The sequence below is a fragment of the Arthrobacter stackebrandtii genome (assembly GCF_017876675.1).
In the GTDB taxonomy this organism is placed as follows: domain Bacteria; phylum Actinomycetota; class Actinomycetes; order Actinomycetales; family Micrococcaceae; genus Specibacter; species Specibacter stackebrandtii.
The window spans coordinates 3,466,785-3,491,368 of sequence record NZ_JAGIOI010000001.1 but is presented as its reverse complement, the minus strand read 5'-3'; the positions used below and the strand labels follow the sequence as shown (position 1 = coordinate 3,491,368).

Annotated in this window: 27 protein-coding genes; 15 read left to right on the top strand and 12 right to left on the bottom strand. The window is 60.7% G+C overall.

Annotated elements, in window-relative coordinates; translation table 11 throughout:
* Nucleotides 1–9: 9 nt before the first annotated feature.
* Nucleotides 10–2,475, bottom strand: a complete 2,466-nt coding sequence (locus JOF48_RS15275) for an NB-ARC domain-containing protein (protein WP_209681989.1) — start codon at nucleotides 2,473–2,475, stop codon at nucleotides 10–12.
* Nucleotides 2,476–3,154: 679 nt separating this feature from the next.
* Between JOF48_RS15275 and JOF48_RS15270 the strand changes: the two genes are divergently transcribed.
* Nucleotides 3,155–3,982, top strand: a complete 828-nt coding sequence (locus JOF48_RS15270) for a hypothetical protein (protein ID WP_209681987.1) — start codon at nucleotides 3,155–3,157, stop codon at nucleotides 3,980–3,982.
* Between the two features lie 628 nt (nucleotides 3,983–4,610).
* Here JOF48_RS15270 and JOF48_RS15265 read toward each other — a convergent pair.
* Nucleotides 4,611–5,753 carry an IS701 family transposase gene (locus tag JOF48_RS15265; RefSeq protein WP_425353731.1) on the bottom strand — a complete coding sequence of 381 codons (1,143 nt, stop codon included), beginning with the start codon at nucleotides 5,751–5,753 and terminating at the stop codon, nucleotides 4,611–4,613.
* Nucleotides 5,754–6,009: 256 nt separating this feature from the next.
* On the bottom strand, nucleotides 6,010–6,690 hold the full coding sequence (locus JOF48_RS15260) for a hypothetical protein (RefSeq protein WP_209681986.1): 681 nt from the start codon (nucleotides 6,688–6,690) through the stop codon (nucleotides 6,010–6,012).
* 209 nt (nucleotides 6,691–6,899) lie between these two features.
* Between JOF48_RS15260 and JOF48_RS15255 the strand changes: the two genes are divergently transcribed.
* The 3 genes from JOF48_RS15255 (at nucleotide 6,900) to JOF48_RS15245 (ending at nucleotide 9,767) form a co-directional block, all read left to right on the top strand.
* Nucleotides 6,900–7,208 carry a type II toxin-antitoxin system Phd/YefM family antitoxin gene (locus JOF48_RS15255; RefSeq protein WP_209681984.1) on the top strand — a complete coding sequence of 103 codons (309 nt, stop codon included), beginning with the start codon at nucleotides 6,900–6,902 and terminating at the stop codon, nucleotides 7,206–7,208.
* Nucleotides 7,205–7,771: a type II toxin-antitoxin system RelE family toxin gene (locus tag JOF48_RS15250; protein ID WP_209681983.1), complete on the top strand. Its 567-nt coding sequence runs from the start codon at nucleotides 7,205–7,207 to the stop codon at nucleotides 7,769–7,771. Before JOF48_RS15255 ends, JOF48_RS15250 begins: the two co-directional genes overlap by 4 nt.
* Before the next feature lie 688 nt (nucleotides 7,772–8,459).
* Nucleotides 8,460–9,767 (top strand): ISL3 family transposase, encoded by a 1,308-nt coding sequence (locus JOF48_RS15245; RefSeq protein ID WP_209681982.1) that lies wholly within the window; start codon nucleotides 8,460–8,462, stop codon nucleotides 9,765–9,767.
* 142 nt (nucleotides 9,768–9,909) lie between these two features.
* Here JOF48_RS15245 and JOF48_RS15240 read toward each other — a convergent pair whose 3' ends face one another.
* The 3 genes from JOF48_RS15240 to JOF48_RS15230 all read right to left on the bottom strand — a co-directional run bounded on the left by JOF48_RS15240 (nucleotide 9,910) and on the right by JOF48_RS15230 (nucleotide 11,831).
* Nucleotides 9,910–10,635 carry a putative transposase gene (locus tag JOF48_RS15240; protein ID WP_209681980.1) on the bottom strand — a complete coding sequence of 242 codons (726 nt, stop codon included), beginning with the start codon at nucleotides 10,633–10,635 and terminating at the stop codon, nucleotides 9,910–9,912.
* A gap of 9 nt (nucleotides 10,636–10,644) precedes the next feature.
* Nucleotides 10,645–10,917, bottom strand: a complete 273-nt coding sequence (locus JOF48_RS15235) for a hypothetical protein (RefSeq protein WP_209681978.1) — start codon at nucleotides 10,915–10,917, stop codon at nucleotides 10,645–10,647.
* Between the two features lie 395 nt (nucleotides 10,918–11,312).
* Nucleotides 11,313–11,831, bottom strand: coding sequence for a COG3415 family protein (locus JOF48_RS15230; RefSeq protein WP_209681977.1), 519 nt, complete (start codon nucleotides 11,829–11,831; stop codon nucleotides 11,313–11,315).
* 468 nt (nucleotides 11,832–12,299) lie between these two features.
* Here JOF48_RS15230 and JOF48_RS19915 point away from each other — a divergent pair, with 468 nt between their 5' ends.
* The 8 genes from JOF48_RS19915 to JOF48_RS20060 all read left to right on the top strand — a co-directional run bounded on the left by JOF48_RS19915 (nucleotide 12,300) and on the right by JOF48_RS20060 (nucleotide 17,541).
* Nucleotides 12,300–12,827, top strand: coding sequence for a DUF4192 family protein (locus JOF48_RS19915; protein ID WP_209681976.1), 528 nt, complete (start codon nucleotides 12,300–12,302; stop codon nucleotides 12,825–12,827).
* 23 nt (nucleotides 12,828–12,850) lie between these two features.
* Entirely contained in the window at nucleotides 12,851–13,528 is a 678-nt protein-coding gene (locus tag JOF48_RS19910; RefSeq protein WP_209681974.1) for a DUF4192 family protein, read from the top strand.
* A gap of 152 nt (nucleotides 13,529–13,680) precedes the next feature.
* Nucleotides 13,681–14,352 (top strand): fasciclin domain-containing protein, encoded by a 672-nt coding sequence (locus tag JOF48_RS15215; RefSeq protein WP_245346568.1) that lies wholly within the window; start codon nucleotides 13,681–13,683, stop codon nucleotides 14,350–14,352.
* Nucleotides 14,353–14,441: 89 nt separating this feature from the next.
* Nucleotides 14,442–14,870 (top strand): sigma factor, encoded by a 429-nt coding sequence (locus JOF48_RS15210; protein WP_342591265.1) that lies wholly within the window; start codon nucleotides 14,442–14,444, stop codon nucleotides 14,868–14,870.
* On the top strand, nucleotides 14,831–15,022 hold the full coding sequence (locus JOF48_RS20070; protein WP_342591264.1) for a sigma-70 family RNA polymerase sigma factor: 192 nt from the start codon (nucleotides 14,831–14,833) through the stop codon (nucleotides 15,020–15,022). The genes JOF48_RS15210 and JOF48_RS20070 overlap by 40 nt, the downstream gene beginning before the upstream one ends.
* Entirely contained in the window at nucleotides 15,022–15,819 is a 798-nt protein-coding gene (locus JOF48_RS15205) for an anti-sigma factor (RefSeq protein WP_209681973.1), read from the top strand. The genes JOF48_RS20070 and JOF48_RS15205 overlap by 1 nt, the downstream gene beginning before the upstream one ends.
* A gap of 127 nt (nucleotides 15,820–15,946) precedes the next feature.
* Nucleotides 15,947–16,786 carry a hypothetical protein gene (locus tag JOF48_RS20065; RefSeq protein ID WP_342591263.1) on the top strand — a complete coding sequence of 280 codons (840 nt, stop codon included), beginning with the start codon at nucleotides 15,947–15,949 and terminating at the stop codon, nucleotides 16,784–16,786.
* The gene (locus tag JOF48_RS20060) at nucleotides 16,753–17,541 is read left to right on the top strand and encodes a molybdopterin-dependent oxidoreductase (protein ID WP_342591262.1); all 789 of its coding nucleotides are present in this window, start codon (nucleotides 16,753–16,755) and stop codon (nucleotides 17,539–17,541) included. The genes JOF48_RS20065 and JOF48_RS20060 overlap by 34 nt, the downstream gene beginning before the upstream one ends.
* Nucleotides 17,542–17,621: 80 nt before the next feature.
* Here the strand turns inward: JOF48_RS20060 and JOF48_RS15195 are convergent, their stop codons facing one another.
* Nucleotides 17,622–18,266, bottom strand: a complete 645-nt coding sequence (locus JOF48_RS15195; RefSeq protein ID WP_209681971.1) for a carbonic anhydrase — start codon at nucleotides 18,264–18,266, stop codon at nucleotides 17,622–17,624.
* A gap of 310 nt (nucleotides 18,267–18,576) precedes the next feature.
* A complete protein-coding gene (locus tag JOF48_RS15190; RefSeq protein WP_342591339.1) occupies nucleotides 18,577–19,518 on the bottom strand; it encodes an SLC13 family permease in 942 nt (313 codons plus the stop codon).
* 775 nt (nucleotides 19,519–20,293) lie between these two features.
* Between JOF48_RS15190 and JOF48_RS15185 the strand changes: the two genes are divergently transcribed.
* Both JOF48_RS15185 and JOF48_RS15180 read left to right on the top strand, forming a co-directional pair.
* On the top strand, nucleotides 20,294–20,626 hold the full coding sequence (locus tag JOF48_RS15185) for a DUF892 family protein (protein WP_209681970.1): 333 nt from the start codon (nucleotides 20,294–20,296) through the stop codon (nucleotides 20,624–20,626).
* 124 nt (nucleotides 20,627–20,750) lie between these two features.
* Entirely contained in the window at nucleotides 20,751–20,960 is a 210-nt protein-coding gene (locus tag JOF48_RS15180) for a hypervirulence associated TUDOR domain-containing protein (RefSeq protein ID WP_209681968.1), read from the top strand.
* 69 nt (nucleotides 20,961–21,029) lie between these two features.
* On the opposite strand, the gene JOF48_RS19765 is transcribed toward JOF48_RS15180, so the two are convergent.
* The 4 genes from JOF48_RS19765 to JOF48_RS19750 all read right to left on the bottom strand — a co-directional run bounded on the left by JOF48_RS19765 (nucleotide 21,030) and on the right by JOF48_RS19750 (nucleotide 23,359).
* Nucleotides 21,030–21,560 carry an NAD(P)/FAD-dependent oxidoreductase gene (locus JOF48_RS19765; protein ID WP_245346567.1) on the bottom strand — a complete coding sequence of 177 codons (531 nt, stop codon included), beginning with the start codon at nucleotides 21,558–21,560 and terminating at the stop codon, nucleotides 21,030–21,032.
* Between the two features lie 28 nt (nucleotides 21,561–21,588).
* Nucleotides 21,589–21,729, bottom strand: a complete 141-nt coding sequence (locus JOF48_RS19760; RefSeq protein WP_245346566.1) for a hypothetical protein — start codon at nucleotides 21,727–21,729, stop codon at nucleotides 21,589–21,591.
* A 22-nt stretch (nucleotides 21,730–21,751) separates the two neighbouring features.
* Nucleotides 21,752–22,051 (bottom strand): hypothetical protein, encoded by a 300-nt coding sequence (locus tag JOF48_RS19755; RefSeq protein WP_245346565.1) that lies wholly within the window; start codon nucleotides 22,049–22,051, stop codon nucleotides 21,752–21,754.
* A 93-nt stretch (nucleotides 22,052–22,144) separates the two neighbouring features.
* On the bottom strand, nucleotides 22,145–23,359 hold the full coding sequence (locus JOF48_RS19750; protein WP_342591261.1) for a YihY/virulence factor BrkB family protein: 1,215 nt from the start codon (nucleotides 23,357–23,359) through the stop codon (nucleotides 22,145–22,147).
* Nucleotides 23,360–23,669: 310 nt separating this feature from the next.
* Between JOF48_RS19750 and JOF48_RS15165 the strand changes: the two genes are divergently transcribed.
* Nucleotides 23,670–24,509 carry a formate/nitrite transporter family protein gene (locus JOF48_RS15165; protein WP_209684621.1) on the top strand — a complete coding sequence of 280 codons (840 nt, stop codon included), beginning with the start codon at nucleotides 23,670–23,672 and terminating at the stop codon, nucleotides 24,507–24,509.
* Nucleotides 24,510–24,584 lie beyond the last annotated feature (75 nt).

Here is a 24,584-nt window from a genome sequence, read left to right as displayed (position 1 = left end):
CAAAACTCTCTAGGGCGCCGGGATGGATTTACCCATATTGACGGCCAAGTATCCAGCATAAAGTTCGGCATAGACCGGTGTTGAGTTATCCATTTCAATGAGGACATTATTGAGCGTTGCAAATATCAACTCTCTCTTCTTTGTCGGAATAAGTTTCGAACTCTGCACAAGAAAACTTGCAATTTTGGAAAGATGTCCATCAGTTGTGTCGCCGTGCAAACTCGAATCATGCTCGAGCGCTCGAAGGGCAACAATGCAACATTCAGCCAAAGCAGCGGAGAGTTTCTGATCCGCTTTACCGTAATTGGTTAGCTCCCATCCCGAAAGAAGGCCTTCGGTAGATTTAGCGAACGCATCGGCATATGAATGCGTCTTCATGAAAGATTCACCCCAGCGGGAATATGCATTGGCCAGCGCCGTGCCGATCATCAACCGATCACGACCTGTGGCCCCACTCAGGGCCTCCCGCAATCGCAGATGACCTGCTTCAAAATCGCCGGTCCAAACCAATATCTTCCCATATAAAGTAGTTGTGTCTAGATTCGGAGCTAATTCGAATGCGCGTTCGGCGTGAGGTAGAGCGACGTTGGCAATGTGCAATCGATATCCGAATACACTGGCCAACTGGTAGCTTGCAATAACAATAGCTGCGTCCGTCGATGCAAAGGATAGGGCGGTTTGATAATCCGAAACAGCGGACTCGTATCTTGCAAATCTAGACTGGATATCACCGGAGACCCTATGCACCTCTGAGAAATCTGGGTTGAAAGTGCGTGCTCGGCCTACCAACTCTTCCGCCTTTTCCGCATTTCCCGTATAGGCCATTTTGAGGGCGCGTTGCAACATGAAAACTGCAGGGCTGTCTGATTCGCTTCGCGGATTAATGATTCGGGGATCAACGGACTTGGTAGTCGACAAGCTGGCTTCGAGCATCGTTTTGTATTGACGCTCTCGACGGAGAACTTCCGCAATAAAGGTGCCCGAGTGGTCAGGTTTCTTCAGATACAGTCTTGCTGTCGGCGTCAATGCAAGTTTGCTTCCAGGCTGGCCAGCCGTAATCGATTCAACTGAGACTAAGGAACCCCTCGTAAGTTCCTGAGTTACCATCCGAAGGTCGTCAATTGACAGGTCAGTAAGCACAGCAAATTCATCAAATCCAATCCTGCGATCTAACGCTCGCAGGACGTTTAGTACAGCTTTGGAGTTTTCAGAGAGTCCTTCATGCACGTTTTGAACACAGAAATTGAGAAGCTCCTGTTGATTTTTTAAAACGTCAGTCGGGATGGCCCCTGAAGCTGCTGCGAGCACGTACCATCTAATCGCTAATGGGCTGCACCGAAGGGAATTAACCACCTCCAGCGCATCTGCCTGTTTTAGTTTGGTAAGTTTGTGCTGACCGTGGGCGGATGCAAACTTGCGGAGCAATAGTACCGCTTCAGAATCATTCAGAGCTGGCAATGCGTATCGCCGCTCAAGCTGTCCGATGCCTACCCTACTCGTAAAAAGGAAAGTTACAGAGTCTGGCAGAATATCGTAAAGTTGTACGATTTCATCGCCATTAGCGGATTCCAAATTATCAATAATTATCAGACACTCAATTCCTTCAAGTGCATCGGCAAGTTCCGTAGCGCTTCCAGAGAAATCGTTGGTCAATGTCTGCCCGAGGTATTGAATGGTGTCATCAATTCCCCTAACGGCATCTCTCAGGAGTTCAACTCCGGAGGCTGTCAGCTTTTCTGTTTTCAGAGATACCCATAGTATGGCTTCATATGGATTCTCGTCGCTATCAACGAGCCTGTAAGCAACATCGAGCGTGAGAGCTGTTTTGCCGATTCCACCTTCGCCGGTAATCGTTATTATCGGATTGCGACGCTTACGAAGAGCAGCAAGTAACCATGCGGATTCAACTTTTCTTCCGATGAATGAAGTTTCATCGTAGTCTGCCTCTGGAAGGTTATGGAGCGTGCGCTCCTGGGGAGACAATGTTCTTTCGAATACGGGCTCCCAGCTGGGATCTTGACGCAGTTTGTTGATTATGTAGTGGGTGTTTGTCCAAAATTGCCCCGTAAAAGGAGAAAGTAGTGTGACAGTTGTCGCTTGGTCATTAATATTCAGAGGCCGTCCATGCATTACTCTATGTCGAATAGGAACGAGTTGAGAAATAATTGAAGCCGACAGTTTGAGATCTGTAGCGAGGTCGGTTGGGAGCAGTTCCTTGTGTCGGAGTAAAATATCGTAACTAGGACTCAAATCAAGGTAGTGCACAATTCCTGCATCTTGACCGGACTCGTCTTGAGCTTGCTTAGACCTCATCGCTTCCAGCTCTTTCGAGGTAAAAACAGCCTCCTCGTCCATGTGATCTAAAAGATGGGCTTCGATCGCAAATCTCATATCTTGCTCGAAGGAATCAATTAGTATATACAGGCGGGCACGACTCATTCTGACTTCGTGAATTACGCCTACGTTGACGGCCATTGTATATATCCTTCGAACTAGATACTTTGCCTAGAAAATCGATTAGTCAAGCAAGGAACTTCATCGTTGGCTAGGGATTGCCGTACGTGCTGCAAGCGCGGATCTTCTATGCATCCGCCGTCCCCGTTGCTCCGACACTGAACAGTTGAGCTCATAACCTTTTGTATTGCGTAACGCCTTTGGGAGCATGGCTTAACCCTCTTCCCAACCTACCCGGCTGGTCGCCCAAGATCATCGACGACGCGACCAGTTTTCGTAATATTATGGTCGCCGAGTGACGTATTACGACTGGCTTGCGCCAACAGGTTCTGTCGTGGTGCCACGATTTGAGCCTCGCCGGACGGCGAAGGTCTGTTGTCCGGAGGAGAAGGCCTCCTCCGGCTCCTCCAGATCTCAGGAGAGACGGTCTTCCGTCACCGGACTATGTTTGCCCTCGTCACCAATCAATGACGAAGGATAGTAAGTCACGGCGCAGTCTGGCCTAATATCATCATGGATCGCTGTCCTAGCGCGGGAGTAGAGCGGCTAAGCAGGCAGGAGCCGTCCGGAGACGGTGCCATGAGCACCAACATAGGAAATTGGAGGCGCCAGCCCGGCCTCTAAATAATATTCGGGCGCGTTGGATACACGCCTCCTAAAGGTGGACATAGCGATCGAACCTAGCCAGTAGGAGAGATTCTTGAAGGCAATACGTGAGCTTGCAATGGCGCGCGCACGAATCCGTCGCGCCCACGACAATATCAATGAATTTGCAGTAGTTTTGGATGACTACGTTAAACGTCGACCATCGAAAATTCAGGTCAGTATCGATTCGCAAGGCCTAGGGAAGATTCGAGTTGAGCGACAAGAGCCTTTACCCGACGACCTGCCCATCCTCCTTGGCGAAGCATTACACAACCTGCGCGCCGGATTGGACAACTGCCTCTACGCTGTGGCGATCATCGATTCGGGAGAGAACCCACCGCCAAATGGGACGCAACTCCAGTGGCCAATTGCACTCACACCCAAAGAATGGGCTGCCAATGCCAAACGATTGAAACACCTTTCGCCGCATCTCATCGAGTCCCTCCACCGGATTCAACCTTTCCAAGCCGACAGTCCCGAGTGGAACTGTCTTCGGATCCTCCACGATCTTGCGCGCATTGACCGACACCGGGTCCCGCACGAACTCGCGATGTGGCCGGAAAAGGTGAAAGGAACCTACGACAAGACAATCATCCGCGACCTCATAGTGAACACGGGACCGCTCAAAGACGACAGCATCGTAGTCACCTTTACTAAGATTGGACAATCGGAATTGACTCCAGAGATACTCGATCTGGACTTCGAATTTGACCTAGACGTACTGGAAATCGAACAAGTACCCCATCCAACGACTGGGCGCCCGTGCCGGCCTTGGGGATCACTGGACAACCGACTGAAGGCCATGTGCCTGGCGGCCCAAGACTACGCCGAAGGACTGGTAGCTCTAGCCCAAGACCCCGCGCTGGCAAGGAATGACCGCTAGCAGCAGAGATGATCTCAACTTCAACAGTGCGAGAGGTTTCACCTCTAGGGCTGAGCCATAACGGGAAGTGGCGATGGCGCATGAAATTGGCCTGCACAGGGCACGCTCCGTCGAATAATGGGGCGTGCTGGGCGACGTACAGCTCTTCATGACCACGTGAGTCAAAACCATGCGTGGGCCGACCAGCGGGACTGCCGCGATGAAATCAACCGCGGTCGCACTTGAAACGCTGGTTGTCGACGGTGACTTGGTGTATTTGGGGGATTTCTGGTGTCTATGGGTCAGGTAAGAGCAGTGTGACTGATGATCCAATATCCACAGCTCGCGAGCAGGCTAGATATTTCCGGCTGGATCTGCCCTCTACTACGGACTAACTGCACCTTGCGCGCAGCGGGCTGGGCTGGGCTGGGCTGGGCTGGGCTGGGTCAGAATATGCGGCTATTCTCCTGTCGAGCTTAGTACTACAGTCGCGTTTGTGGGGTGTGGCCGCGGGCTTTGTAGTGGCATTGTTGGGCGCGGTATTGGTGTCGTCGTCGCCAAAGTGACCAGCGGATCACGTGGTGTGGGTCCGGTTCCCGATGCCAGATGATGCGGGTGATGAGGTGCCTGATTTCTGGCAGGGAGAGTCTTACCAAGTGCTCGGAGCCTGGGTGCGGGCCCCCTTTTTAGAGCGGATGACGCTCAGGAATGCGTGGGCGAACATGGAGAGGGTGATGTGCCTGTACCAGCCGGTGTATTGGCGCACCTGGTAGTGATCGAGTCCAGTTTCGCCCTTGGAGGTTTGGAAGGTTTCCTCGATGGCCCAGCGGGCCCCGGCGACTCGGGCCAGCTCGATCAAGGTGACGTTCTCGGGGGTGTGGCAAATGAAGTACGCCAGGTCGGTCGGGTCTTTCAGGGAGCGGCGGGCCAGCAGCCAATGCTCGCCGGTTTCGGCAGGGCCGTTAATGCGGATCCTGGCCCAGGCGTAGAGCCGTTCACCCTTGGTCCCGGTCCCGGCGGTTCGGGTGCGCCAGGCACGCCTGTCTAGGGCAGCGAAGAGCTCATCGGCACGGCCGTCCCCGCCCACTGAACCACGCGCCCGGGCGATGGCGTGTTGGTTCATAGGTACCGCCATGACGTAGTGCATGCCCCGGGCCTCGAGTCGGCGGCGCAGCCCTGTGTGTTGGCCGTAGACGGCGTCCCCGGTGGTCCATTCGGCCTGGATTCCAGCGTCCAGGGCACGTTCAATCATGTCCCCGGCCAGCACCGGCTTGGTGGCCATTTCCCGCTCTTCCGGGATGCCAGCGCGCTTGCACCGGGCCTCGTCCTCGATCCAGGCCTTGGGCAGGTAAAGCTCCCGATCCAGGAACGTGCGCCCCGCCGGTGAAGCGTAGCTCAGGAACACCCCGATCTGGCAGTTTTCCACCCTCCCGGCGGTGCCCGAGTACTGGCGGGCCACCCCGGCAGAAGCCGTCCCCTTTTTCAGGAAACCGGTCTCATCAATCGCCAAAATGCCTTCTGGATCACCGAGGTGCTTTTTCACGTAGCCGAACAAAGCATCACGGACCTTATCCGGGTCCCAATCGGTCGTCGAGAGTAGCCGCTGCATCCCATCCGGCGTGCCCTGCCCAGCGCGCTCGGACAGCGTCCAAGAGTTCTTCCGCTCCTCATCCGAAAGCAGCCCCCGAATGTAACTAACCGCGTTATTCCGCGGCTCAGTACGCGCAAACTGATCCCCGATCAACTCACGGATTTCCTCCAGGCCATCAGCCCATTCCTGTATCTCTGCCACCCAAATATCATCGCTCACCCATCATGATTAACAGGATTCCGGGCCAAAGTCCGATTAAACCGCCGACACGGACAAAAATAAACGCGACTGTAGTATTAGGCCGAATCGTCGGTCGCAAGGGAACCCGGTTTGGCCTGCTCATGTTCACCGGCATCCAGGTCAGCGAAGCATTGGGCTATGGCGACAACTGCTGGCACGTACGCTGGGCCTCCAACACGAGTGCAGCAAGATGGCCACGGTTGCTGCAGGCTTATTCCTAGAGTCCTAGAGCTCTGAGCTCACCTACAACTGACCCTACGTCGGCAGCCTTCAGGGCATCGATAAAGAAGACACGAGAGCCAAGGCCGTTCAGGGATGCGCCCACCACGACCCCCTTTGACCGATCCGTGATCCAGAAACGGTCATGGAAGTGTTCCGTCTTTTTGACCGACCACGACACACCTGGCTTGAGTACGGCCAATTCTGCTTGCACAGCTTTCATGACGTCCTCGCTCGTCACCTTATTGACTACGGACGTAACTGTTGCCACCGGCGTAAGTACAGGTGAAATCAGCTCTGCAAGGTATTTCGCGTAACCTTCTACCCCCAGGCTAGGCGTCTTCGGGAACAGATACGGGTCAATAATGATCAAGTCATTCGATGGACCAAGCTTTGCCAGCCGCTTGGCCACGAACATCCAAGCCTCGTTAGGCGGTGCCTTCGGAGAAATATCTTCCTGAACCCACATCAGATTCAAGAAAGCGCTGGGACCCTCTGTGCGCAACTTCTCTTTCACCTCTTCGAGGGAGTAGCCCCGGTCCAGCATCGGCATCCGGTAGCCCAGATCTTCAACGAACTTGTCGATTCGCATCAAATCTCTGTAGCTAGGGTTTGGACGAATCCCGAACAGGGTGTCATCGAAATTGAGAACGGTGTCATCGACGGGGTCGTGAGTCATGCCCAAACCGTAGCAGCGCTCAAGAATTATGACCGATATAGGTTGCCCATGCGAGACGTCAAAGCCGTTGTGGTCCACAGTGATCCATCGGTCAGTTCGGCAAACTTGCACATCGAATGAAAGCCATTCCCGATCGACGCTAACCACACTCCAGTTACGGTTGCAAGCGACCCATTGAGAATCTACAAAGAAATCTGTATAGTTTGCGTATGACCACCATGACCATCACAGAAGCATCCCGTGCCGGCCTTTCCTCGCTCGTTGCTTCGGCTGAAGCCGGAAACGATGTTCCCCTGTCCCGCCATGGCCGGGTCGTTGCCGAAGTTGTTTCCGCTGAGGAAATCGCCGGCCTGAGGCGTGATCGTGACACTCTTCGCGATGCGGCGCTCGTCATGGCCCGTTTCGCAACCGACTCTGGGGTCCGCACCGACCTAGATCAGGCCATGGAATTCTTCGGTTTCACTCGTGCTGAGCTGGAAGCTGAGATTGCTGCCGACATCTCTGCAGGACGAGCGTGACCTCGCATCTGAAGCGCGTTTGCGTGGTTCGACTCACTGAGGATGCCGTTGCCGACCTTCACCGACTCGGCAAAAAAGACCCCCACGCTGTCCGTACGGTATTCAAGAAGATGCTGCTCCTGGAGCGGTCGCCAAATGCCGGCGAGCCTCTGCTGGGCGCCTTGATCGGATTCCGCAAACTGGTGGTGGGAGACCGGCATTGGCGCATTGTCTGGCGAGTCACCGAGGACACCGACGGCACGCCGGTCCTTGATATCTCCGAAGTATGGGCCGTGGGCGTCCGATCCGACAGCGAAGTCTACGAGGAGCTCAAGGCCCGCGTCGCACGAATAGGCGATGACCCCAAACTCCAACCGCTCAAGGACGTCATTACCCAAATGGGTCGTCTCTATGAATCCGTTGAAGCCGCCGCGGAACCCACACAGGAGTCTTCTCTGCCGGATTGGCTTCAGGCTGCCCTCCGCGAGCAACTCAATCTCAGCCAGAACGAGATCTCCAAAATATCAGAGCAACAGGGACAAAAGCTGCTGATGGAATTCTGGTCCGGCCGCCAGAAACCCTAAGCCACAAGGTAAAAGGTCACGAACCGTGAGTCCGGCTACTGTTCCCATCCGGTAGCGAACCGCCAATCTGGTCCAACAAATACCACTAGATCGCCCGCGAGCAGCCTCGACGGGCGTTTCGCAATGTCGAAGAAAGGGCATCCACTGGATCCACGCCTGAGGCGTAAAATGGTGAGAGAAGTTGAGGGCAAACGCTTCTCCATAGCAAGCTGCAGCAAGCCTGTTATTTCGGTCTTGGGCGCCCAAGCCAAAAGAGTACCGGGAGCGAAAAGCATCCACTCCCCTTTTACTCCCCCTTTTCGACCAGAAACTACGGCAAGTCACGACATGCCCGGGCCTTCGGAAACGTCGAATTTGCCCGGAAACACGCAGATTATGGCAAGTATCCAGGCCCACTAAAATCCTGACGGGGAGACTCTCTTGGTCGTGGGTTCAATTCCCGCCCGGGGCACCAAAAAGTGGCCCTGACCTGCGGATATGATCCGCAGGTCAGGGGCGATTAAGGCCAAAAACGGCCCAGGTCATCTTTTACTCATCTAATTCAGCAGAATTTCAGGCTCTTCCGAATGCAGGGTGTAGTCGGGGTTGGTGCGCGTGAGAGCCGGGGCGGGGAAGTTGGTTCGGGATAGGTGAGGGCCTTGGTAGAGAATCAGATTGTCTAGATCTCGTTTTCTACAGCAAGGCCCTCGTGTTTAACGCTACCTTCCAATGCCCTGACCTGACTACTTTCTGCCGTCTTGACGGCCTTGGTTTGCAAGCGACCGGACAGTTCCTTGCCCCGGATCGTGCCGTGATTGCCTGCCAGGTGGCTTCTACGGACGAGTGGTGCCACAAGTGCGGGAGCCAAGGTATTCCGAGGGACACCGTGACGCGGGAACTCGGCCATGAACCCTTCGGCTGGCGACCAACGACTTTGCTCGTGCGGATCCGCCGCTACAAGTGCACCGAGTGCGGTCATGTCTGGAGGCAAGACACCGCTGAAGCCGCTGAGCCACGGTCAAAGCTCTCCCGACGCGGCCTGGTGTGGGCGCTTGAAGGCATTGTTTGTCAGCACCTCACTGTTGCCCGTGTCGCCGAGGGGCTGGGCGTGTCTTGGAATACCGCGAACAAGGCCGTGTTGGCCGAAGGGCGACGGGTCCTGATCAATGACCCCACCCGCTTCGACGGGGTCAAGATCATCGGTGTTGACGAGCATGTCTGGCGCCACACCAGGCGCGGGGACAAGTACGTCACCGTCATCATCGACCTCACCCCGGCCCGTGACAAGACGGGCCCTTCCCGGCTGTTGGACATGGTCGAGGGCCGCTCCAAACAGGTCTTCGCTACATGGTTACAGGCTCGCCCGCAGCAGTGGCGGGACGGGGTGGAAGTCGTGGCCATGGACGGGTTCTCCGGCTTCAAAAGTGCCACCGCCGAAGAGCTCCCCGAAGCTGTTGCGGTCATGGACCCGTTCCACGTAGTCCGTCTTGCCGGGGACGCGCTCGATGACTGCCGGCGCCGGGTACAGCAGGACACGTGCGGACACCGTGGACGGGCCGGAGACCCACTCTACAAAGCCCGGCTGACGCTACATACCGGGGACGGGCTGCTGACCGAGAAGCAACAGCAACGCATCATTGACCTCTTCGCCGACGAGAAGCATGTCGAGGTCGAAGCAACATGGGGCGCATATCAACGCATGATCTCCGCCTACCGGGAGAAAGACCCGGTCCAGGGCAAGAAGCTCATGCAGGCACTCATTGACTCCCTCAGTACCGGCGTTCCGGCCGCGCTGAAAGAGTTGAAAAAGATGGGCGGAACACTCAAACGCAGGGCAGCCGACATCCTCGCATACTTCGACCACCCAAGAACCTCCAATGGCCCAACTGAAGCGATCAATGGCCGTTTGGAACACCTCCGCGGATCTGCCCTCGGCTTCCGCAATCTCACCAACTATGTCGCCCGGGCATTGCTGGAATCCGGCGGATTCAGACCAAAACTACACCCTCAAATCTGAAGAGCCGGATTTCTGGTCCCGGACAAGGGTTGCCATTCCGTGGGCAGAGCAATCCAGAGGATGCCTTGCCATCGTCAGTCTCAGACGTCCTGGAGCAGGCACTCGTTAATTGTTGAAGTCTGAGCTTGTGCGACTTGGTATTTCAGAGCGCGTCGGTCGCAGGGGATTCGGGTGGGTGTGTTGTTGAGTTCCTCGGTGAGTAGTTGAAGGCGCGGTCTATGCGGGGGCTGTCGGGCCGGTCAAGGGTGACGGTGATCTGGCGGGCCCCGTAATTGATGGATCCGCCTTGGTGGAGCAGGTGGCGGGTGATGGCCCGGTATTCGTCCGGGTCGTTCAGGTAGGTGTTGAGGCGGTCGGCGAGCCAGGCTTCGGCGTTGAAGGCCAGCAGCCGCAGCACCATTTGCATGCTCCGCCGTTGAGGGTGGGGGCGGGCGAGTTTCGCGTCGGGGTTCAACGCGTTCGCGGGGATCTTGGCGGGGATGGGCTTGAGGGCTTTCTTGGCAGCGGTCACTTCCTGAGTGGCTTTTTCGATGGTGCGGTGGATGCCGGGTAGGGCGGCATTCATCTGCTTCGGAGTGCCGTTGCTGGCCAGGAGTTGTGCAAGGGACCGTTCGGCATCAGCCAACGAGGTTTCAGCGGTTTTGACGGCACTGCGTGCCGCGACGCGGGCGGGGTTGGCGACTTTGCGGGTTTCGGCGGCGATGTCCATTCCGTAGTCGGCGAGGGCGTCGATGCCGTTGTGCTCGGCAGCGTATTTGAACATGTTCTCGATCTGCCAGCGGGACCGCAACCAACACAGCAGGTCCGCGCCGGTGCCGTTGGTTTCGCTGGTGAGGACCTGCAGCACCTGGACGCCGTGTTCGAACAATGTCAGTTGTCAGGCCTCACCGTAGCCCTTGATCGCCACGGTCTCATCAGCGAGCTCGACGCTGATCGCTTTGCCGTTGCGCACGGTGGTGGAGGTTGCCGGGGTGGCGGTCGTTTCGACCAATGGGGCGCGGCGGCAGCTGATCCAGTCGGCACCGGCGTCCCGGCAGGCAGCATAGGCGATGGGAAAGGCCCCGCGGCGGTCAGAGCCGAGCAGGATCGTCGCGCCCGCACCGATCACCTCCCGCAGCCGGGTGAGCACGCCGGGCAAGTTGGAGGCCACGGACGTCGGTTCCCTGAGCCGAAGACGACCGCCCGGCCCGGGCATCGACCAGGACCGTGTCATCGCGGCCCGGGCCGGCGTGGCGGCGCTTGGTGTTCCAGCCTTTCGCCACCGGCTTCGCTCGGGCGTAGGGCACGAAGTGGTCATCGACATAGTAGACCGGACCGTCGGCCGGGTCGAAGGCGAGCATCCCGGGGGCCAAGGCCTGCTGCACCTTTAGCGGGTCGGACCCATCGGCCAGGGCGGTCAGGCGGGGGCGCAGGGTCGCCAGCTCCAGGACCATCTGAACCCCGGCCACCGGGCCGAGCTCGGCCGGGCGAAGGTGCTTGAACCATTCAATGGTCCCCGTGCCGAGGGCGAAGCCGAGCACCGCGGTGGTGAGCTCCGCCAAGTTGTCATAGCGTCGCGCCGGCCAGGGTGGCGAAGATCCTCTCGATCCCGACCCGGTCCAGGATCGCATGCAGTAGCATCGCCCCCGCAAACCGGGACAATGCCGTGCCCGAGCCGATGCGGGCCAACGCGGCCGGCAGCTGGTGCGGGCTCCTCACCGGGGATGGATGCCTCCCCGGCCGCACCCGTATCGTGCACTGCATTCTCCTGGCCGGGGCGGTGATGCCGGGTTCGGGCAGGTGTTCTTGCTGCACCGGTGTCGGACCCCGCCGTGCGAGCAGGTCGCTGATTCCCGACTGGGCCACCCCGAGCCTGTCGGTGATCGCCCGCTGTGTCATCCCTTCACCGGCCCACACCCGCACCTTCGCGACCTGCCGGTCGGTAAGCTTGGGCGGGCGCGCGCGACGGCGCACCAACCCGGCCGAGCCCTGGGCGCGGGCCCGGCCCCGCAGCATCGAGACATAGGTCGCCGTCAGCCCGACCACCGCAGCAACCTCATCGACCCGGATACCGGCATCCGTCATCCGTCAACGCGACGATCGCCAAGTTCCGCGTCCCCGTGTCACCCTCCTCGTAGCGATAGAGCAGGGCGCGCCCGCAGCGCACCAGCCCCTGCCCTCCGAAGCTGGCAAGAGCCAGTCCAGCCGGTTCTGTGCCCTCAGCAGCCTACGAATCCTTCGCCTACCACTACGACCCCTTCGGCGTCACCACCCTCACCGCATACTCCGGCGGAACCAGCGAACCCCAAGCCCCTACCCGGTCGCCAACCACACAACGGCACACCTCCACCGCCGGGTCATCGAGATCCGAGACTGCCAGCAGCGAGGCATGACGCTGCTCCCCCGCGACCGCGTCCTCGTCAACAAGGCCGAACAACTTCTCCAAGGACACTGACACAGCCACCGTCTGCTCGCGGTCATGTAGTTTCGTTGCCGCCAGCCATGAATAGGTGCAGTCGGCATCAGCCGGCGGTACCGGCACGCGGAGGCATCATGGAAAAGCTCAGTATCAAGACCCCTGACGACTTCATCGCACTCATGGGACACACCCTGGGTTTCTGGCCCCAGGAAAGCCTGGTCTGCATCGTCCTGGACGACCGCCGCATGGGCGCCACACTGAGGGTTAATCTTCCCGCCCCCAGTGCTGATAGGGACCAATTCGTCGACCAGATAGTGCGATACGTCGGCACAGACCGTGACGCCACCGGCGTCGTGTTCGGCATCTTCACCCACGCATCCTGGACTTCGAATGAACGGCGTCAACATGAGAGCGCATTGGAGGAACTGACCGGCTGGCTCAGCCAACAGGGCGTGATCGTCCGGGACGGCTGGCTCATTGGCGAAACAACATTCACCAACTACTTGCACATCGGCACTCCTGCCGGAGTGATTTACCCGTTGGATCAGGTCATGAATAGTCAGCTCAATGCGGAACTTGTCTTTCGCGGGTCGAGCATCGATGCGTCCCTGGATTCCGTATACCCCTCGTGGCTCGACCAAACCTCAATACCGAGGTCCTGAGACATTGTTTCAGGATCGAAGCCATGAATCCGGAGGCTGCAATCAGCCGAGCAAGGGTGCTTTGGGACAAGATGCTCGACGGCGGCGGCGAACCTACCGATGATGAGGCGGCCGAGCTTATCGCCAACCTTAAATTCATCACTGTCCGCGACCGGCTCCTTGCCGACATTCCCGGCATCGACGAAAGCATGCAGGATCTGCTCCTGGGACAAACCAAACAGAGCCCACATTGGCAGCGCGTCGACCGTGCCTCCGACGTGCTGTTTCAGCTGCACTTGCGTACGGACGGTAGTGACGCCGCACCCGTACTGACGAGCTTGGGCATCATCCAGTGGTGGGAAGGCCACGGCAGCAAGGCTTACCAATGCTTCCAACGCGCTCTTGAAGCAGACCCAGAGTACCGTCTCGCCCAACTCACCGACCATCTCGTCCGCGAAGGATTCCTCTCTGACTGGGCCACCGACAGACAAACCGCATACCAGCCACCCCACACCCGCGGCCCCGAAATTGGCGGAATGGGGATGGCAAAACAGTTTCGACTAGACCAAAGAACTGCGGCTCTTGGTAGCCGGTTCAAGTTAGGCCTATTTGGGCTCAGCTCCCCTTGCCCAACGGCACCCCAACAGTACAGGCGTCGGCGGGTTACCCGCATTCAGGCGTGTCCCAAGTCTGTCAGCATCCACGGCCAAGCCGGGATTTGAAATTCTCGGAATTAGCCCAATCCCGCGGCGGTGATGTTCCGAAGTACTACCTGACAGCCCGCACCGCCCCGCAGCATCAGGCATCTCGCCAGCCAAGGCAGCGGCAGGGAAGCAAGCGGAAACCCTCCGTTTTCAAGGCATGGAGAACCATCATGAATGCAACCAAGACGTCCACCACCCGCAAGAGTCTCAGCCTGGGCATGGGACTGCTCGCCGTTGCCGCCCTGGGGCTGACCTCCTGCAGCGGCACCACCACCTCTCCCACAACCTCGCAGGCCCCCATGTCCACCCCCGCCCCCGCGGCCACAACGCCGATGGCTGCTGCCGGGGACCTGGTCGGACCGGGCTGCGCCGCCTATGCTGCAGCCGTCCCGTCCGGTGCCGGATCGGTGGGCGGCATGGCGGCAGATCCGGTTGCCACGGCGGCGTCGAACAACCCGCTGCTGAAGACGCTGACGGCGGCCGTTTCCGGGAAGCTGAACAAGGACGTGAACCTGGTGGACACCCTGAACTCGGGCGAGTTCACCGTCTTCGCCCCCGTTGACGATGCCTTTGCCAAGATCCCGACAGCCACAATTGACGGTTTGAAGACCGATTCGAAGATGCTGACCTCCATCCTGACCTACCATGTGGTTCCCGGGCAGCTCTCACCGAGCCAGATCGACGGCGAGCACGCCACGGCTGAAGGCGCCACCGTGAAGGTCACCGGGAGCGGGGACAACATGATGGTCAACGATGCCAAGGTCATCTGTGGCGGGGTCAAGACGGCGAACGCGACCGTCTACCTCATCGACACCGTCCTGATGCCCCCGGCCAAGAAGTAACCAGCCAGGACGTCATCGAAAGCAACCCGACGGCAACACGGACCTCAAGGAACGGCACCATGGGCAGCGGTCATGAGAGAGTAGAAGGCATGCGACTGCCCTGGTTGCGGTCCGTGGAGCCCTTGGCTCCGCCCACGCACGAAGAGTTGATCCGCCTCGTCGCCCTCGGCGACGAGGCGGCTTTCGCTGAACTCTACGACGCCGTGGCACCCCGGGTGTTCGGCCTGGTGCGCCGTGTGGTTCGAGACCCGGCCCAAAGCCAGGAGGTCACCCAGGAAGTCTTTCTGGACATTTGGACGCAGGCGGCCCGTTTTGATGCGGACCGCGGGAAGGCGATGGCCTGGATTCTGGTCATCGCCCACCGCCGGGCTGTGGACCGTGTGCGGGCCAGCCAGGCCAGCAGGGACCGCGACCTGCGCCAGGCATCAAGGAGTACCAGGAAAGTTACGACGACGTCGCGGACACCGTGGAAACCACCATGGACGCCGAACGCGTCCGCAAGGCCCTGGACACCTTGACGACCCCCCAGCAGGAGGCCATCCGCCTGGCCTACTACGGCGGCTACACCCACCAGGAAGTGGCGCAGCTGCTGGACATACCGGTGGGTACCGCCAAGACAAGAATTCGCGATGGCATGATCAGACTTCGAGACAGGTTGGGGGTGGCGTAATGGAACAACAACTGCATCTGCTGACCGGCGCCTACGCACTCAACGCCGTCACCGACGCCGAGCAGACCGCCTTTGAACGCCACGCCCTGACTGACGCGCAGACCCTCGAGGAGGTGCGCAGCCTCAGCGAAACCGCAGCGCTGCTCGCCTACGGCACACCGGCCGAAGCACCTCCCCCGGAGTTGAAGGACTCTGTCATGGCCGCCATCCGCAACACCCGCCAGCTGTCGCCCTCCGCCGTGGTCCGGGACCTCAGCACCGCACGGGCCTCCCAGCAGGGCACGACGGCGCGTCTCCGGCTTCCCGGGGCGCCGCGCCGCCGGTGGGTGTCGGCCTTGGCGGCCGCTGCCGCCCTGCTGATCTTCGCCGGAGCCGGGGTGGGCGGCTGGGCGGTTGGCCACGGCGCCGGGCAACAAGGGACGGAGCAGCGGCTGGCCGCCGAACACGCGCAGCAGTCGGCCATGCTGGCGATCATGGGAGCGCCGGACGCGAAAATTTCCACCGCCAAGGTGGGTGCCGGAACCGTGGTGACCGTGGCCTCCTCGGGGCAGGCCAACCAGGCTGCCGTCCTGGTCAAGGACATGCCGCCCGCTCCCGCCGGAAAGGCGTACGAGCTGTGGTTCATCACCGCCAAGGGTGCGGTGGCGGCGGGACTGATGAAAGTTTCCGACTCCGCAACAAGCGTCCAGGTCCTGCAGGGGCCCCTGGACGGTGCCACACACATTGGCATCACGGTGGAGCCTGCCGGTGGCTCGCCCCAGCCGACCACCACGCCGATATTGCTCCAGCCCATTTAGCCTCGCCCTGGGACACAGGGCGGCAGGAAATCTTTGCCAATCCGGACATCCCTCCGGCTCCGAAGTACTGGCAAGAAGCGCCGCCCGCATGAACGTGGGCGGCCACGTCCCGTCCGAGGAGCCAGTGGTGAAATCACGCAGCAAGAAGCCAGTCAAAGCCCGTAGAAGGGATGGCAGTCGGCAGCTGGTGATGTCGGCGGTGGCCGGCGTCATCGCGGCCGGGGCATTGTTTGCCGTGGCGCAGCTGCTGTCGTCATTGTTCGGCGCAGCATCTTCCCCCTTGACCTCCGTGGGGTCCACGTTCATCGACTTCACCCCGGCGTGGATGAAGAACTTTGCCATTGCCACCTTCGGCACCAATGACAAGACGGTGCTCCTGCTCTCCACGGCGGCGGCCGCCATTATCCTCTCCGCCCTGGCCGGTGTGGTGGCCCGGAAGCGGTTTGCCGCCGGTGCCGGGATGGTCGGCGCCTTCGCCATCGTCATGGCCGCCTGCGTCATCACCCGGGCCGGCGCCACCGGGGCAGACCTTCTGCCTCTTTTGGCCGGCACGGCGGCCGGCCTGGCGGCCCTGCGTTTCCTCACCGGCGCCGCTACAGCACGCCGCGCGGCACCCACCCCCGACGGGTCCGCGGAATCGGTTGCGGCGCAGCCGAGCCGCCGGGCGTTTCTGGTGAGGTCGGCCGTTTTGGCCGGTGCCGCCGTCGTCGTTGGTGTGGGCGGCACCCTCCTGTCCACGGCGCGCAACACGGCCCGCCAGGTCCGTGACATGCTCACGCTCCCGGCCCCGCGGGTACCGGCTCCGGCACTGCCCGCCGGCGCCCAGTCGCCCATCGCGGGGTGGGACCATTCGTCACCCCCAACCCGGATTTCTACAGGATCGACACGGCCCTGGTCGTCCCCGAGCTGGATCCGCGCGCCTGGAGCCTGCGCGTGCACGGGCTGGTGGAGAACGAATTCACCCTGACCTTTGACGAACTTCTCGCCGCCGAGCTGGTCGAAACGTATGTGACGCTGACCTGCGTGTCGAACGTGGTGGGCGGAAACCTGGCCGGCAACGCCAAATGGCTCGGCTATCCGCTGCGGGATGTCCTGGCCCGCGCCAAGCCCACAGCCGGGGCCGACATGGTGCTCTCCACCAGCATCGACGGCTTCAGCGCCTCCACACCCCTGCCGGTGCTGCAAGACAGCAGAGACGCCGTCCTGGCCATCGGCATGAACGGCGAACCGCTGCCCCTGGAACACGGCTTCCCCGTCCGCATGGTCGTTCCCGGACTCTACGGTTTCGTCTCCGCCACCAAGTGGGTGGTGGATCTGGAGGTGACCACCTTCGCGGCCAAGGAGGGCTACTGGACCTCGCGCGGCTGGTCCTGCCACGGGCCCATCAAGACAGCCTCCCGCGTTGAGGTGCCCCGGGCACTGGCGCGCGTGCCCGCCGGCCGGGTGGGCATTGGCGGGACAGCGTGGGCGCAGCGCCGCGGCATCCAGAGGGTGGAAATCCAGCTCGACGGCGGGCCCTGGCAACCGGCAGTCCTGGCCGGAGAAGCCTCCATTGACACCCGGCGCCAGTGGTCCTACGAGTGGGACGGGGCCAGGGCCGGCACCCACACTGTCCGGGTCCGCGCCTACGACGGCGCCGGCGTGCTCCAGGACGAACGGCAGGCCCCGCCGGAACCCGACGGCTCCACCGGATGGCACTCCATCACCTTCACCGTCGTTTAGGCCAGATGCACCGCGGCCGCCGCCGGTACCGCCACCATCCCGTCTTTCGCGGTGGCCCAAATACCGCGGCGGCGGCCGGTTCAGATGGAGATGGGTCCGCTGCTGTGGACCAGTTCCGCCCGGCCGTCGTTGAGGTGGTAGGTAAGCCCCACCACGGCGGTTTTCCCGCTCGCCACTGCAGCGGCGACGATGGGTGATTCCTCGAGCAGGCGCACCGCAGTCTGCTTAACATGTTCGGCGACCATCGAGTTGACGGTGCTGGCGCTGTTGGCGCGCAGGGATGCCAGCACGGAGGGGGTGATGAGCTCAACGATTCCCCGGACATGCCCGGCCGGCATGCTGCCGGTCTCTACCGAGCCCTTGGTGGCGGTGACGGCACCGCAGCTGTCATGGCCCAGAACTACAATGAGCGGCACGTCCAGGTACTCCTCGCCGAATTCGATCGAGCCCAGCGCGGTGTTGTCAATGACGTGGCCGGCGGTGCGGACCACAAAGGCGTCACCCAGGCCCATGTCAAAGATGATTTCCGCGGCCAGTCGGGAATCCGAGCAACCAAAGATCGTCACAAACGGGTGCTGACCGTCCGTCAAGGAAGCACGGCGGGCTGCATCCTGGTTGGGGTGGGAGGCAATGCTCTCCACAAACCGCATGTTTCCCTTCATCAGGGTGGCCCACGCCTGGGCCGGGGTACCGGGGTGGGCGATTCCGTTGGCTTCTTCTGTCATGGGGCATGCCTTTCGTAACAAGGGGTGTATTGACAAGTATTCAGGACCCACAACTGGCGGCCTGTCTGGGCCGCTGATTCGCCCGAATAGAGGCGGCAGCTGGCCGGTACGTCGGCGCCATGATGCAGGGACATTACCTGATTCTTCCATCAGGTTTATCATGATCCCGACCACGCTGCGGATTCTTGACTGCGCCATGGTTGTTTCGGTGCAGCTCTCAGGTGCCGTGGGCGGTTCCGTTCTGCGCCAACAAATCGTTTCCCTGACGCCGGGAACTTGATGGCGACAAGAAACCCACCCCCCACAGGCCTCACCTGGACTCCAGTGCCAAGGCCAGCACAGCAGCCGCCACCGTCAGCGGAGCTGCCACAACCCCGCACAGCACATACCCCTTCCAACGGATCACCACATTCATGCGCTTGAGCCTGTCGTGCCACAGCAGTGTTGCCAGGGACGCCCATGGTGTCACCAGCGCCCCGGCATTGACGCCGATAAGCAGGGCTGCCAACCGGTGCGGCGTCGCCGCCGCGGGTTCGATCAGGAGGTAGGCGGGCAGGTTGTTGACCAGGTTTGCGCCGGCCGCGCCGGTGGCTGCCAGTCGCAGCAGATCCAACAGCCCGTTGCCCTGTCCCGCCAGCTGCCCCAGGAGCACCGGTGCGCCCAGGCTGCGGACTGCTTCCATGGCCAGGAACATCCCCGCGGCAAACAGCAGCAGCGGCCACGGGACCAACACCATGGTCAGTGCCTGCCGCCGCCGCACGGCAACGAGGGCTGTCAACACTATAGCGGCTGCCGTGGACGGTACCCACACCGGAACCCCGGAAACCAAGAGCAGCAGCAGGATGGCCAGAACAGCGCAGCTGGCCACCAGGAAGGTGTTGTCCGGGGCTGGCTGGCCGGACACGGCCCCGCTCCCACCGATGGCCGGGCCGTCACCAACACCGCCCACTCTGTCTGGGCGGGTAGTGCTGGCCGGATTCCTGCCAGACCGCATGTGCAGGTCAGTCCGAAAAACTAGTCCGATGACCAGCAGGGGAACCACTGCTGCAACAAGTGCCGGGGCCCACATCATGGCCGCAAACCGTGCCGGGCTGATGCCATCAAGGGTGTTTTGGGCCAGCAGGTTGGTCAGGTTCGACATCGGCAGCAGGAGGCGGGCCGTACTGGCCAGCCACACCGTGGCCAGGGCAACGGGCAGCACCGAAAGGCCTTCCTGCCGCGCGGTGCGGACCACCACGGGGGTGAGCAGCACCGCCGTTGTATCCAAGGACAGAAAAACGGTGCACACCACGGCGACCACCGCCACAATCAGCCTCAATCAGCCACAACAAAACATGGCGGCCGCGCCCCCATTTCTGGAAACCGCGGGCCACCCACAGAAAAATCCCGGCCTCGTCAGCCAGCGCCGTCACCACCGTCATCGATGCCACAAACAGCAGGATCGGCGTCACCCTCACCATCAACGCCGTCACATCAGACCATGAAAGAAGGCCGGTAGCGACTGCAACGCCACCCACCGCCCACAAGATCGCTCCCAAGACTGTCAAGCGCATCTCTCAAGTTTATTCCCGGCCGCCGCAGCACAGGCCCCGTTCTGCCCTGCGCATTTTCCAGCCCTGCTCAACGGTGAAGTTCTGGTCCCGGTGTGCATTGCCCCGGCGGTCGACAAGAATGTGCACCGGTGCCGCGTGATGCCTCTGAAAGGTCCATTCTTCCGCTGGTCCTGGTCCAGCGCACTGCTGCCAGTCTCAACAGCACACCAGGCTGCGGGCACGGTGGGGCGCCAGCAGGCCAAGCGATTCCACGCAGCGGCAATGTTGGCCACCGAAGGACGCTACATCGTCATCCGCTTCCTTGATGCAATAACGAAGGAAATCTCCCTCACAGGCGAAGAAAGGGTGCAAAGCCCAAATCCCCACGTAGCACCGATCCTGTCACTGGAACGCTAACGGGAAAAGCGTTCCCCGCCAGACTCCTTTGACCATAACTCGCCTAGCCAACACCAGCAACAGCTTTTCGGGTACAGAATGTTCAAGCACATTGAGAACCTGAAACAATGCTTTTCCTTGCTGGATGACCACGCCCGTCTCGCCTCCACCCCTGCCACCAAGGCGTTGGCCAGGCACGTCACGTCTTCTGCGGGCAGAACTGAACAGTCGCTGGTGGACTCTGTCGTGATGGCGGGGGCACTGGTCATGGAGCACTGTGAAACGGCCGCCTATGAAACTTTTATCATCTGCGCCCAAGCCACCGGTGCCCTGGACGTGGCACACCTGCTCCAGGAGAATCAGGAGCAGGAGAAATCCATGATTGAGAAGATCAAGGTGGCAGCCACGTTGGTTGCCGGTGCGGACGGGTAAACCCAGGACGATCTCAAGGCCAGGGAGGGTGAAACGGATGGGCGTCCTGGCTTTGAGGTGCCGCCGTGTCGACCGCCCGACTCTATTTAGCAGCTTCAGGAACCTGAGTAAGGAATGAGGACAGATGAGACACAAATTCGCTGTGGGGGACCATGTGCAGTGGAATTCCGAGGCCGGAAAAGTTGCGGGCACGATCACCAAGGTTCACACCCATGATTTTCAGTTCAAGGGGTACACGCGCCACTGCAGCGATGACGAGCCGCAGTATGAAATTCACAGTGACGCAACTGACCACATCGCCGTGCACAAGGGGACGGCACTGCGCAAGATGTGACGGACCCGGTGGCCGGGTTTGCTGTTGGCGGCCGGTGCTGGGGCTGGTATGGGGTTCGGGCAGGCCCAACTAGGCGTTCTCGACTAGTTTGCTCAAGGCTGGATGGATCCAGTACTGTCCACGGGCCACCTGATGCGCGCTCTGGTCAAAGGACATGGCCTGAGTGAGGGGTTGAATGATGGTCGCTGCTTCCGGGCCAATCACATGGGCGCCGAGCAGGTGCCCGTGTCCGGGGCGGCCAGCACGCTCAGGAAATGCACTGTGTCTTCTGGCCCAATCTGCCGTGATGTCAGCGTACTTTTGCACTATCGCCACATAGCTAACGCCCCGGCCGGCAGCCTGTTGTTCGGTGAGTCCGATGGAGGCGATTTGCGGGTCCGAGAACACGGCGGCAGGGACGAACCGGTGAGCAGCCGCGATCAAGTCCGTTGGATGGATCAGGTTGTGCTTGACCACCCGGGACTCATGGTTGACGACGTGTTTGAGCTGGTGGGAGCCGGAGATGTCGCCCAAGGCAAAGATTCCCTCCACACTGGTGCCGTGATACCGATCCACGGCCAGCCGGTCGGCATTCGGTGTGAGTCCGGTGGCGATGAGCAACAGCTCCGTGGCGACAGTAGATAGCCCGTCAAGTGTCTCTATATTCAAGGACGACGCCGGATGTGTTGGCCCGGACGCGGGCCACCGACGTCTCAAGGTGCACGCTGTAGCGTGCGGCTGCTTCCGAGGTGAAGAGCTGTGAGATATCCGTGTCCTGACTGCGCAGCATAGCCGGGCCCGGACAGTCTGTGTCACGGCCACCCCGAAGGAGGAGAAGATGTGAGCGAAGGATCGCCCAGTCCTGCAATGTCCGGCACGGTCGGACGGGAACCGGCCGCCACAACGAAGCGGTCTGCGGTGATTACCTGCCTGGCACCGTGGGGCAGGGAAATGTTCAGCTGTTTCGGTGCATTGAAACGGCCATGCCCGGGGAAAACGCTCACGTTGCCGCATTCGGGGCCTTCGCGATAGGCCCGGCCGGTGGCCTCAAGAGCATCGATCCGGCCAAAAATCCTGTCGCGGATGCCTGGCCAGTCCACAGCATTGAGCATTGAGGTGACACCCAATGCCCGGCCGTGACGGCCGGCATCGGCCAACTCTGCGGGGTGGATACACATCTTGCTGGGAATACAGCCAACGTTCAGTCAGGTGCCGCCAAAGTGGATTTCCTCCACGATCGCTATGCTCAGGTGGGCCAGCTCGGGACCGGGCAAGGTGGCACCGGATCCGGTCCCGATGATGGCAAGATCAAAATGCCGCACAGGATCACTGCTGGTGCGCGGTGGGAGGGTGTGTGGCTGTGCGGTTGCTGCGCCGGCGGCGTGTGGTTGCGATCGCGGCTGCGGCAGCGCCGAGTCCGGCGAGCCAGAGCAGGGCACGCAGTTCGGTGCCGCTTTTGGCTGGGTCCGCTCCCGGCTCCGGGGCGAGCTGCTGCCTGAGGTCCCGCCCTTCGGCCACCAGCACTTGTTCCTTGCCCCGTTTTTTAGGCTGGCGCTGATGTCCCGTGGTGGTAGTTGAAGTTGGGCCTCTGCATGGATGCCGCCTTGGAGCTCCCGACCGCGTTCCATCTCTGCATCCACCACCGCCCCGAAAAGCAGGGCCAGGTTCAACAGCCACAGCCACAGCAGCAGCACGATGACCCCGGCTATGGCGCCGTAGGTGTTGGCGTATTTGCCAAAGTTGGCCAGGTAGATCCCGAATCCGCCCGAGGCCAGCACGGCGGTGGTCAGTGCGATGGCTGCTCCGAGACTGATCCACCGGAACCTCGGCTGCCGGATGTTGGGGGTAAAGTAGTACAACCCGGCTATGAGTGCAATGGTGAGGGCACCGACCACCGGCCACTTTGCCATATTCCAGGCGGTCACGGCAGCATCGCCGAGGCCTATTGCGTCACCTATAGCCTGGGCGATGGGGCCGGAGATGACCAGGAGCAGGGCAATGATGGCTACAAGGATCACAGTTGCCACGGTTACCAGCAGCAGGGACGGGCGGAGCTTCCAGACGGGGCGGCCCTCAGCGATGCCGTAGAGCCGGTTCATGGCCCGGCTGAATGCACCAACAAAACCGGAAGCGGACCACAGGGCCGTGAACAAGCCCAGTGAGAAGGTCCACCCGGCTGCTGGGGAGCCGGAGAGTTGCTGCACGGTTGGGCCGAGGGTTTCAGCTACGGATTCATCGGCCAGCTCACCCACCAGGTCAAGCATCACCTGGGTGGATTCTTCGCCCTGGCCCACCAGGCCCAGGATGGATACTACGGCGAGGATGGCTGGGAATAGTGACAAGATGCCGTAGTACGTCAGGGACGCGGCCAAGTCGGTACAGCCCTCCGCACTGAACGTGGCCAGGGAACGTTTGCCCACATATTTCCAGGACTCAGCCCGCAGCCGTGTCACCTGCTGAGGTATTCCGGGCTCATCCGGACTAGTGCGTCGGCGAGATCGGCAGTGGCCTCAGCAACCGAATTCTCTGAGTGTCTCATGCAACGACACTACCGCGCAGTACCGGAACCCGCAGGGGGCTGACTCACAGCGGATGTGGGGCTACTGTGAAATTATCAGCCCCTACTTCCTGATACTGACACGAACTTCTTGATGCTAGCACGAAGATCCCGAAAGGCCACGCCCGTGATTGATTCCACAGCCGCCTGCTTGTTCCAGATTGTGGTCCGTGATGAATGAGGATGGCCGCCGGCGGGAGCTGGGGGACAACGACGGGCCGGTCGAGCAAGAAATTGAGGAGTCCTTTGACCGCATCGTGGAGGAGGGGGCCCAGCGCCTTGCCCGGTCATGGACAACGATCCTGGTGACTGGTGCCTTTGGCGGGCTTGAAATCGGGGTTGGCGTGATGGCCTATCTGGCCGTCCTGCACCAGACGCATGATCACCTTTTGGCCGGGCTGGCGTTTGGCATTGGATTCATTGCCCTACTGCTGGCCAAGAGTGAATTATTTACGGAGGGTTTCCTGGTCCCGATCATGGCCGTGGCAGCCAAGGAAGCCAATTTTTCCCAGCTCTTCAAGTTGTGGGGTGGGACGCTGGTGATGAACCTGGCGGGAGGTTGGGCCTTCATGTGGATTGTGGTTCAGGCCTTTCCTCAATGGAAAGTTGAGCTTCATGAAGCCGCCACGCACTTCGTGGATGCGGGGTTCACGTGGCAGTCCGTGGCCCTGTCCGTATTGGGCGGCAGCACCATCACGCTGATGACGCGCATGCAACACGGTACCGATTCTGATCCGGCCAAGATGGCTGCCGCCATTGCCGGAGGATTTCTCTTGGCCGGATTGCAGCTGTTCCATTCCATCCTGGATTCGCTGCTGATCTTCGGTGCCATCCATGCCGGCGCACCAGTCGGCTACCTGGACTGGCTGGGCTGGTTCGCGTACACCCTGCCGTTGAACGTTCTCGGCGGCCTGCTGCTGGTGACCGCACTGCGCCTGCTGCGCAACAAGGAATTGATCAAGGAGCGCAGGGACGAGGCACCGCAGGAACCAGGGGCCGACCGGCCACATTAGCTCCTGAGGGCAGGCGATGGGCGGCCCCTGTGCCCGCATCGCACGCCGCAAGCACTGTGGATGACCGCCCCAAAA

Bases quoted from the DNA above. Each gene is read 5' to 3' on its own strand.
- JOF48_RS15275 (WP_209681989.1), bottom strand. From the start codon at position 2,475: ATGGCCGTCAACGTAGGCGTAATTCACGAAGTCAGAATGAGTCGTGCC.
- JOF48_RS15260 (WP_209681986.1), bottom strand. From the start codon at position 6,690: ATGACTCACGACCCCGTCGATGACACCGTTCTCAATTTCGATGACACC.
- JOF48_RS15255 (WP_209681984.1), top strand. From the start codon at position 6,900: ATGACCACCATGACCATCACAGAAGCATCCCGTGCCGGCCTTTCCTCG.
- JOF48_RS15230 (WP_209681977.1), bottom strand. From the start codon at position 11,831: ATGACGGATGCCGGTATCCGGGTCGATGAGGTTGCTGCGGTGGTCGGG.
- JOF48_RS19915 (WP_209681976.1), top strand. From the start codon at position 12,300: ATGGAAAAGCTCAGTATCAAGACCCCTGACGACTTCATCGCACTCATG.
- JOF48_RS19910 (WP_209681974.1), top strand. From the start codon at position 12,851: ATGAATCCGGAGGCTGCAATCAGCCGAGCAAGGGTGCTTTGGGACAAG.
- JOF48_RS15215 (WP_245346568.1), top strand. From the start codon at position 13,681: ATGAATGCAACCAAGACGTCCACCACCCGCAAGAGTCTCAGCCTGGGC.
- JOF48_RS15210 (WP_342591265.1), top strand. From the start codon at position 14,442: ATGCGACTGCCCTGGTTGCGGTCCGTGGAGCCCTTGGCTCCGCCCACG.
- JOF48_RS20070 (WP_342591264.1), top strand. From the start codon at position 14,831: ATGGACGCCGAACGCGTCCGCAAGGCCCTGGACACCTTGACGACCCCC.
- JOF48_RS15205 (WP_209681973.1), top strand. From the start codon at position 15,022: ATGGAACAACAACTGCATCTGCTGACCGGCGCCTACGCACTCAACGCC.
- JOF48_RS15195 (WP_209681971.1), bottom strand. From the start codon at position 18,266: ATGACAGAAGAAGCCAACGGAATCGCCCACCCCGGTACCCCGGCCCAG.
- JOF48_RS15185 (WP_209681970.1), top strand. From the start codon at position 20,294: ATGTTCAAGCACATTGAGAACCTGAAACAATGCTTTTCCTTGCTGGAT.
- JOF48_RS15180 (WP_209681968.1), top strand. From the start codon at position 20,751: ATGAGACACAAATTCGCTGTGGGGGACCATGTGCAGTGGAATTCCGAG.
- JOF48_RS19760 (WP_245346566.1), bottom strand. From the start codon at position 21,729: ATGCTGCGCAGTCAGGACACGGATATCTCACAGCTCTTCACCTCGGAA.
- JOF48_RS19755 (WP_245346565.1), bottom strand. From the start codon at position 22,051: ATGCTCAATGCTGTGGACTGGCCAGGCATCCGCGACAGGATTTTTGGC.
- JOF48_RS15165 (WP_209684621.1), top strand. From the start codon at position 23,670: ATGAATGAGGATGGCCGCCGGCGGGAGCTGGGGGACAACGACGGGCCG.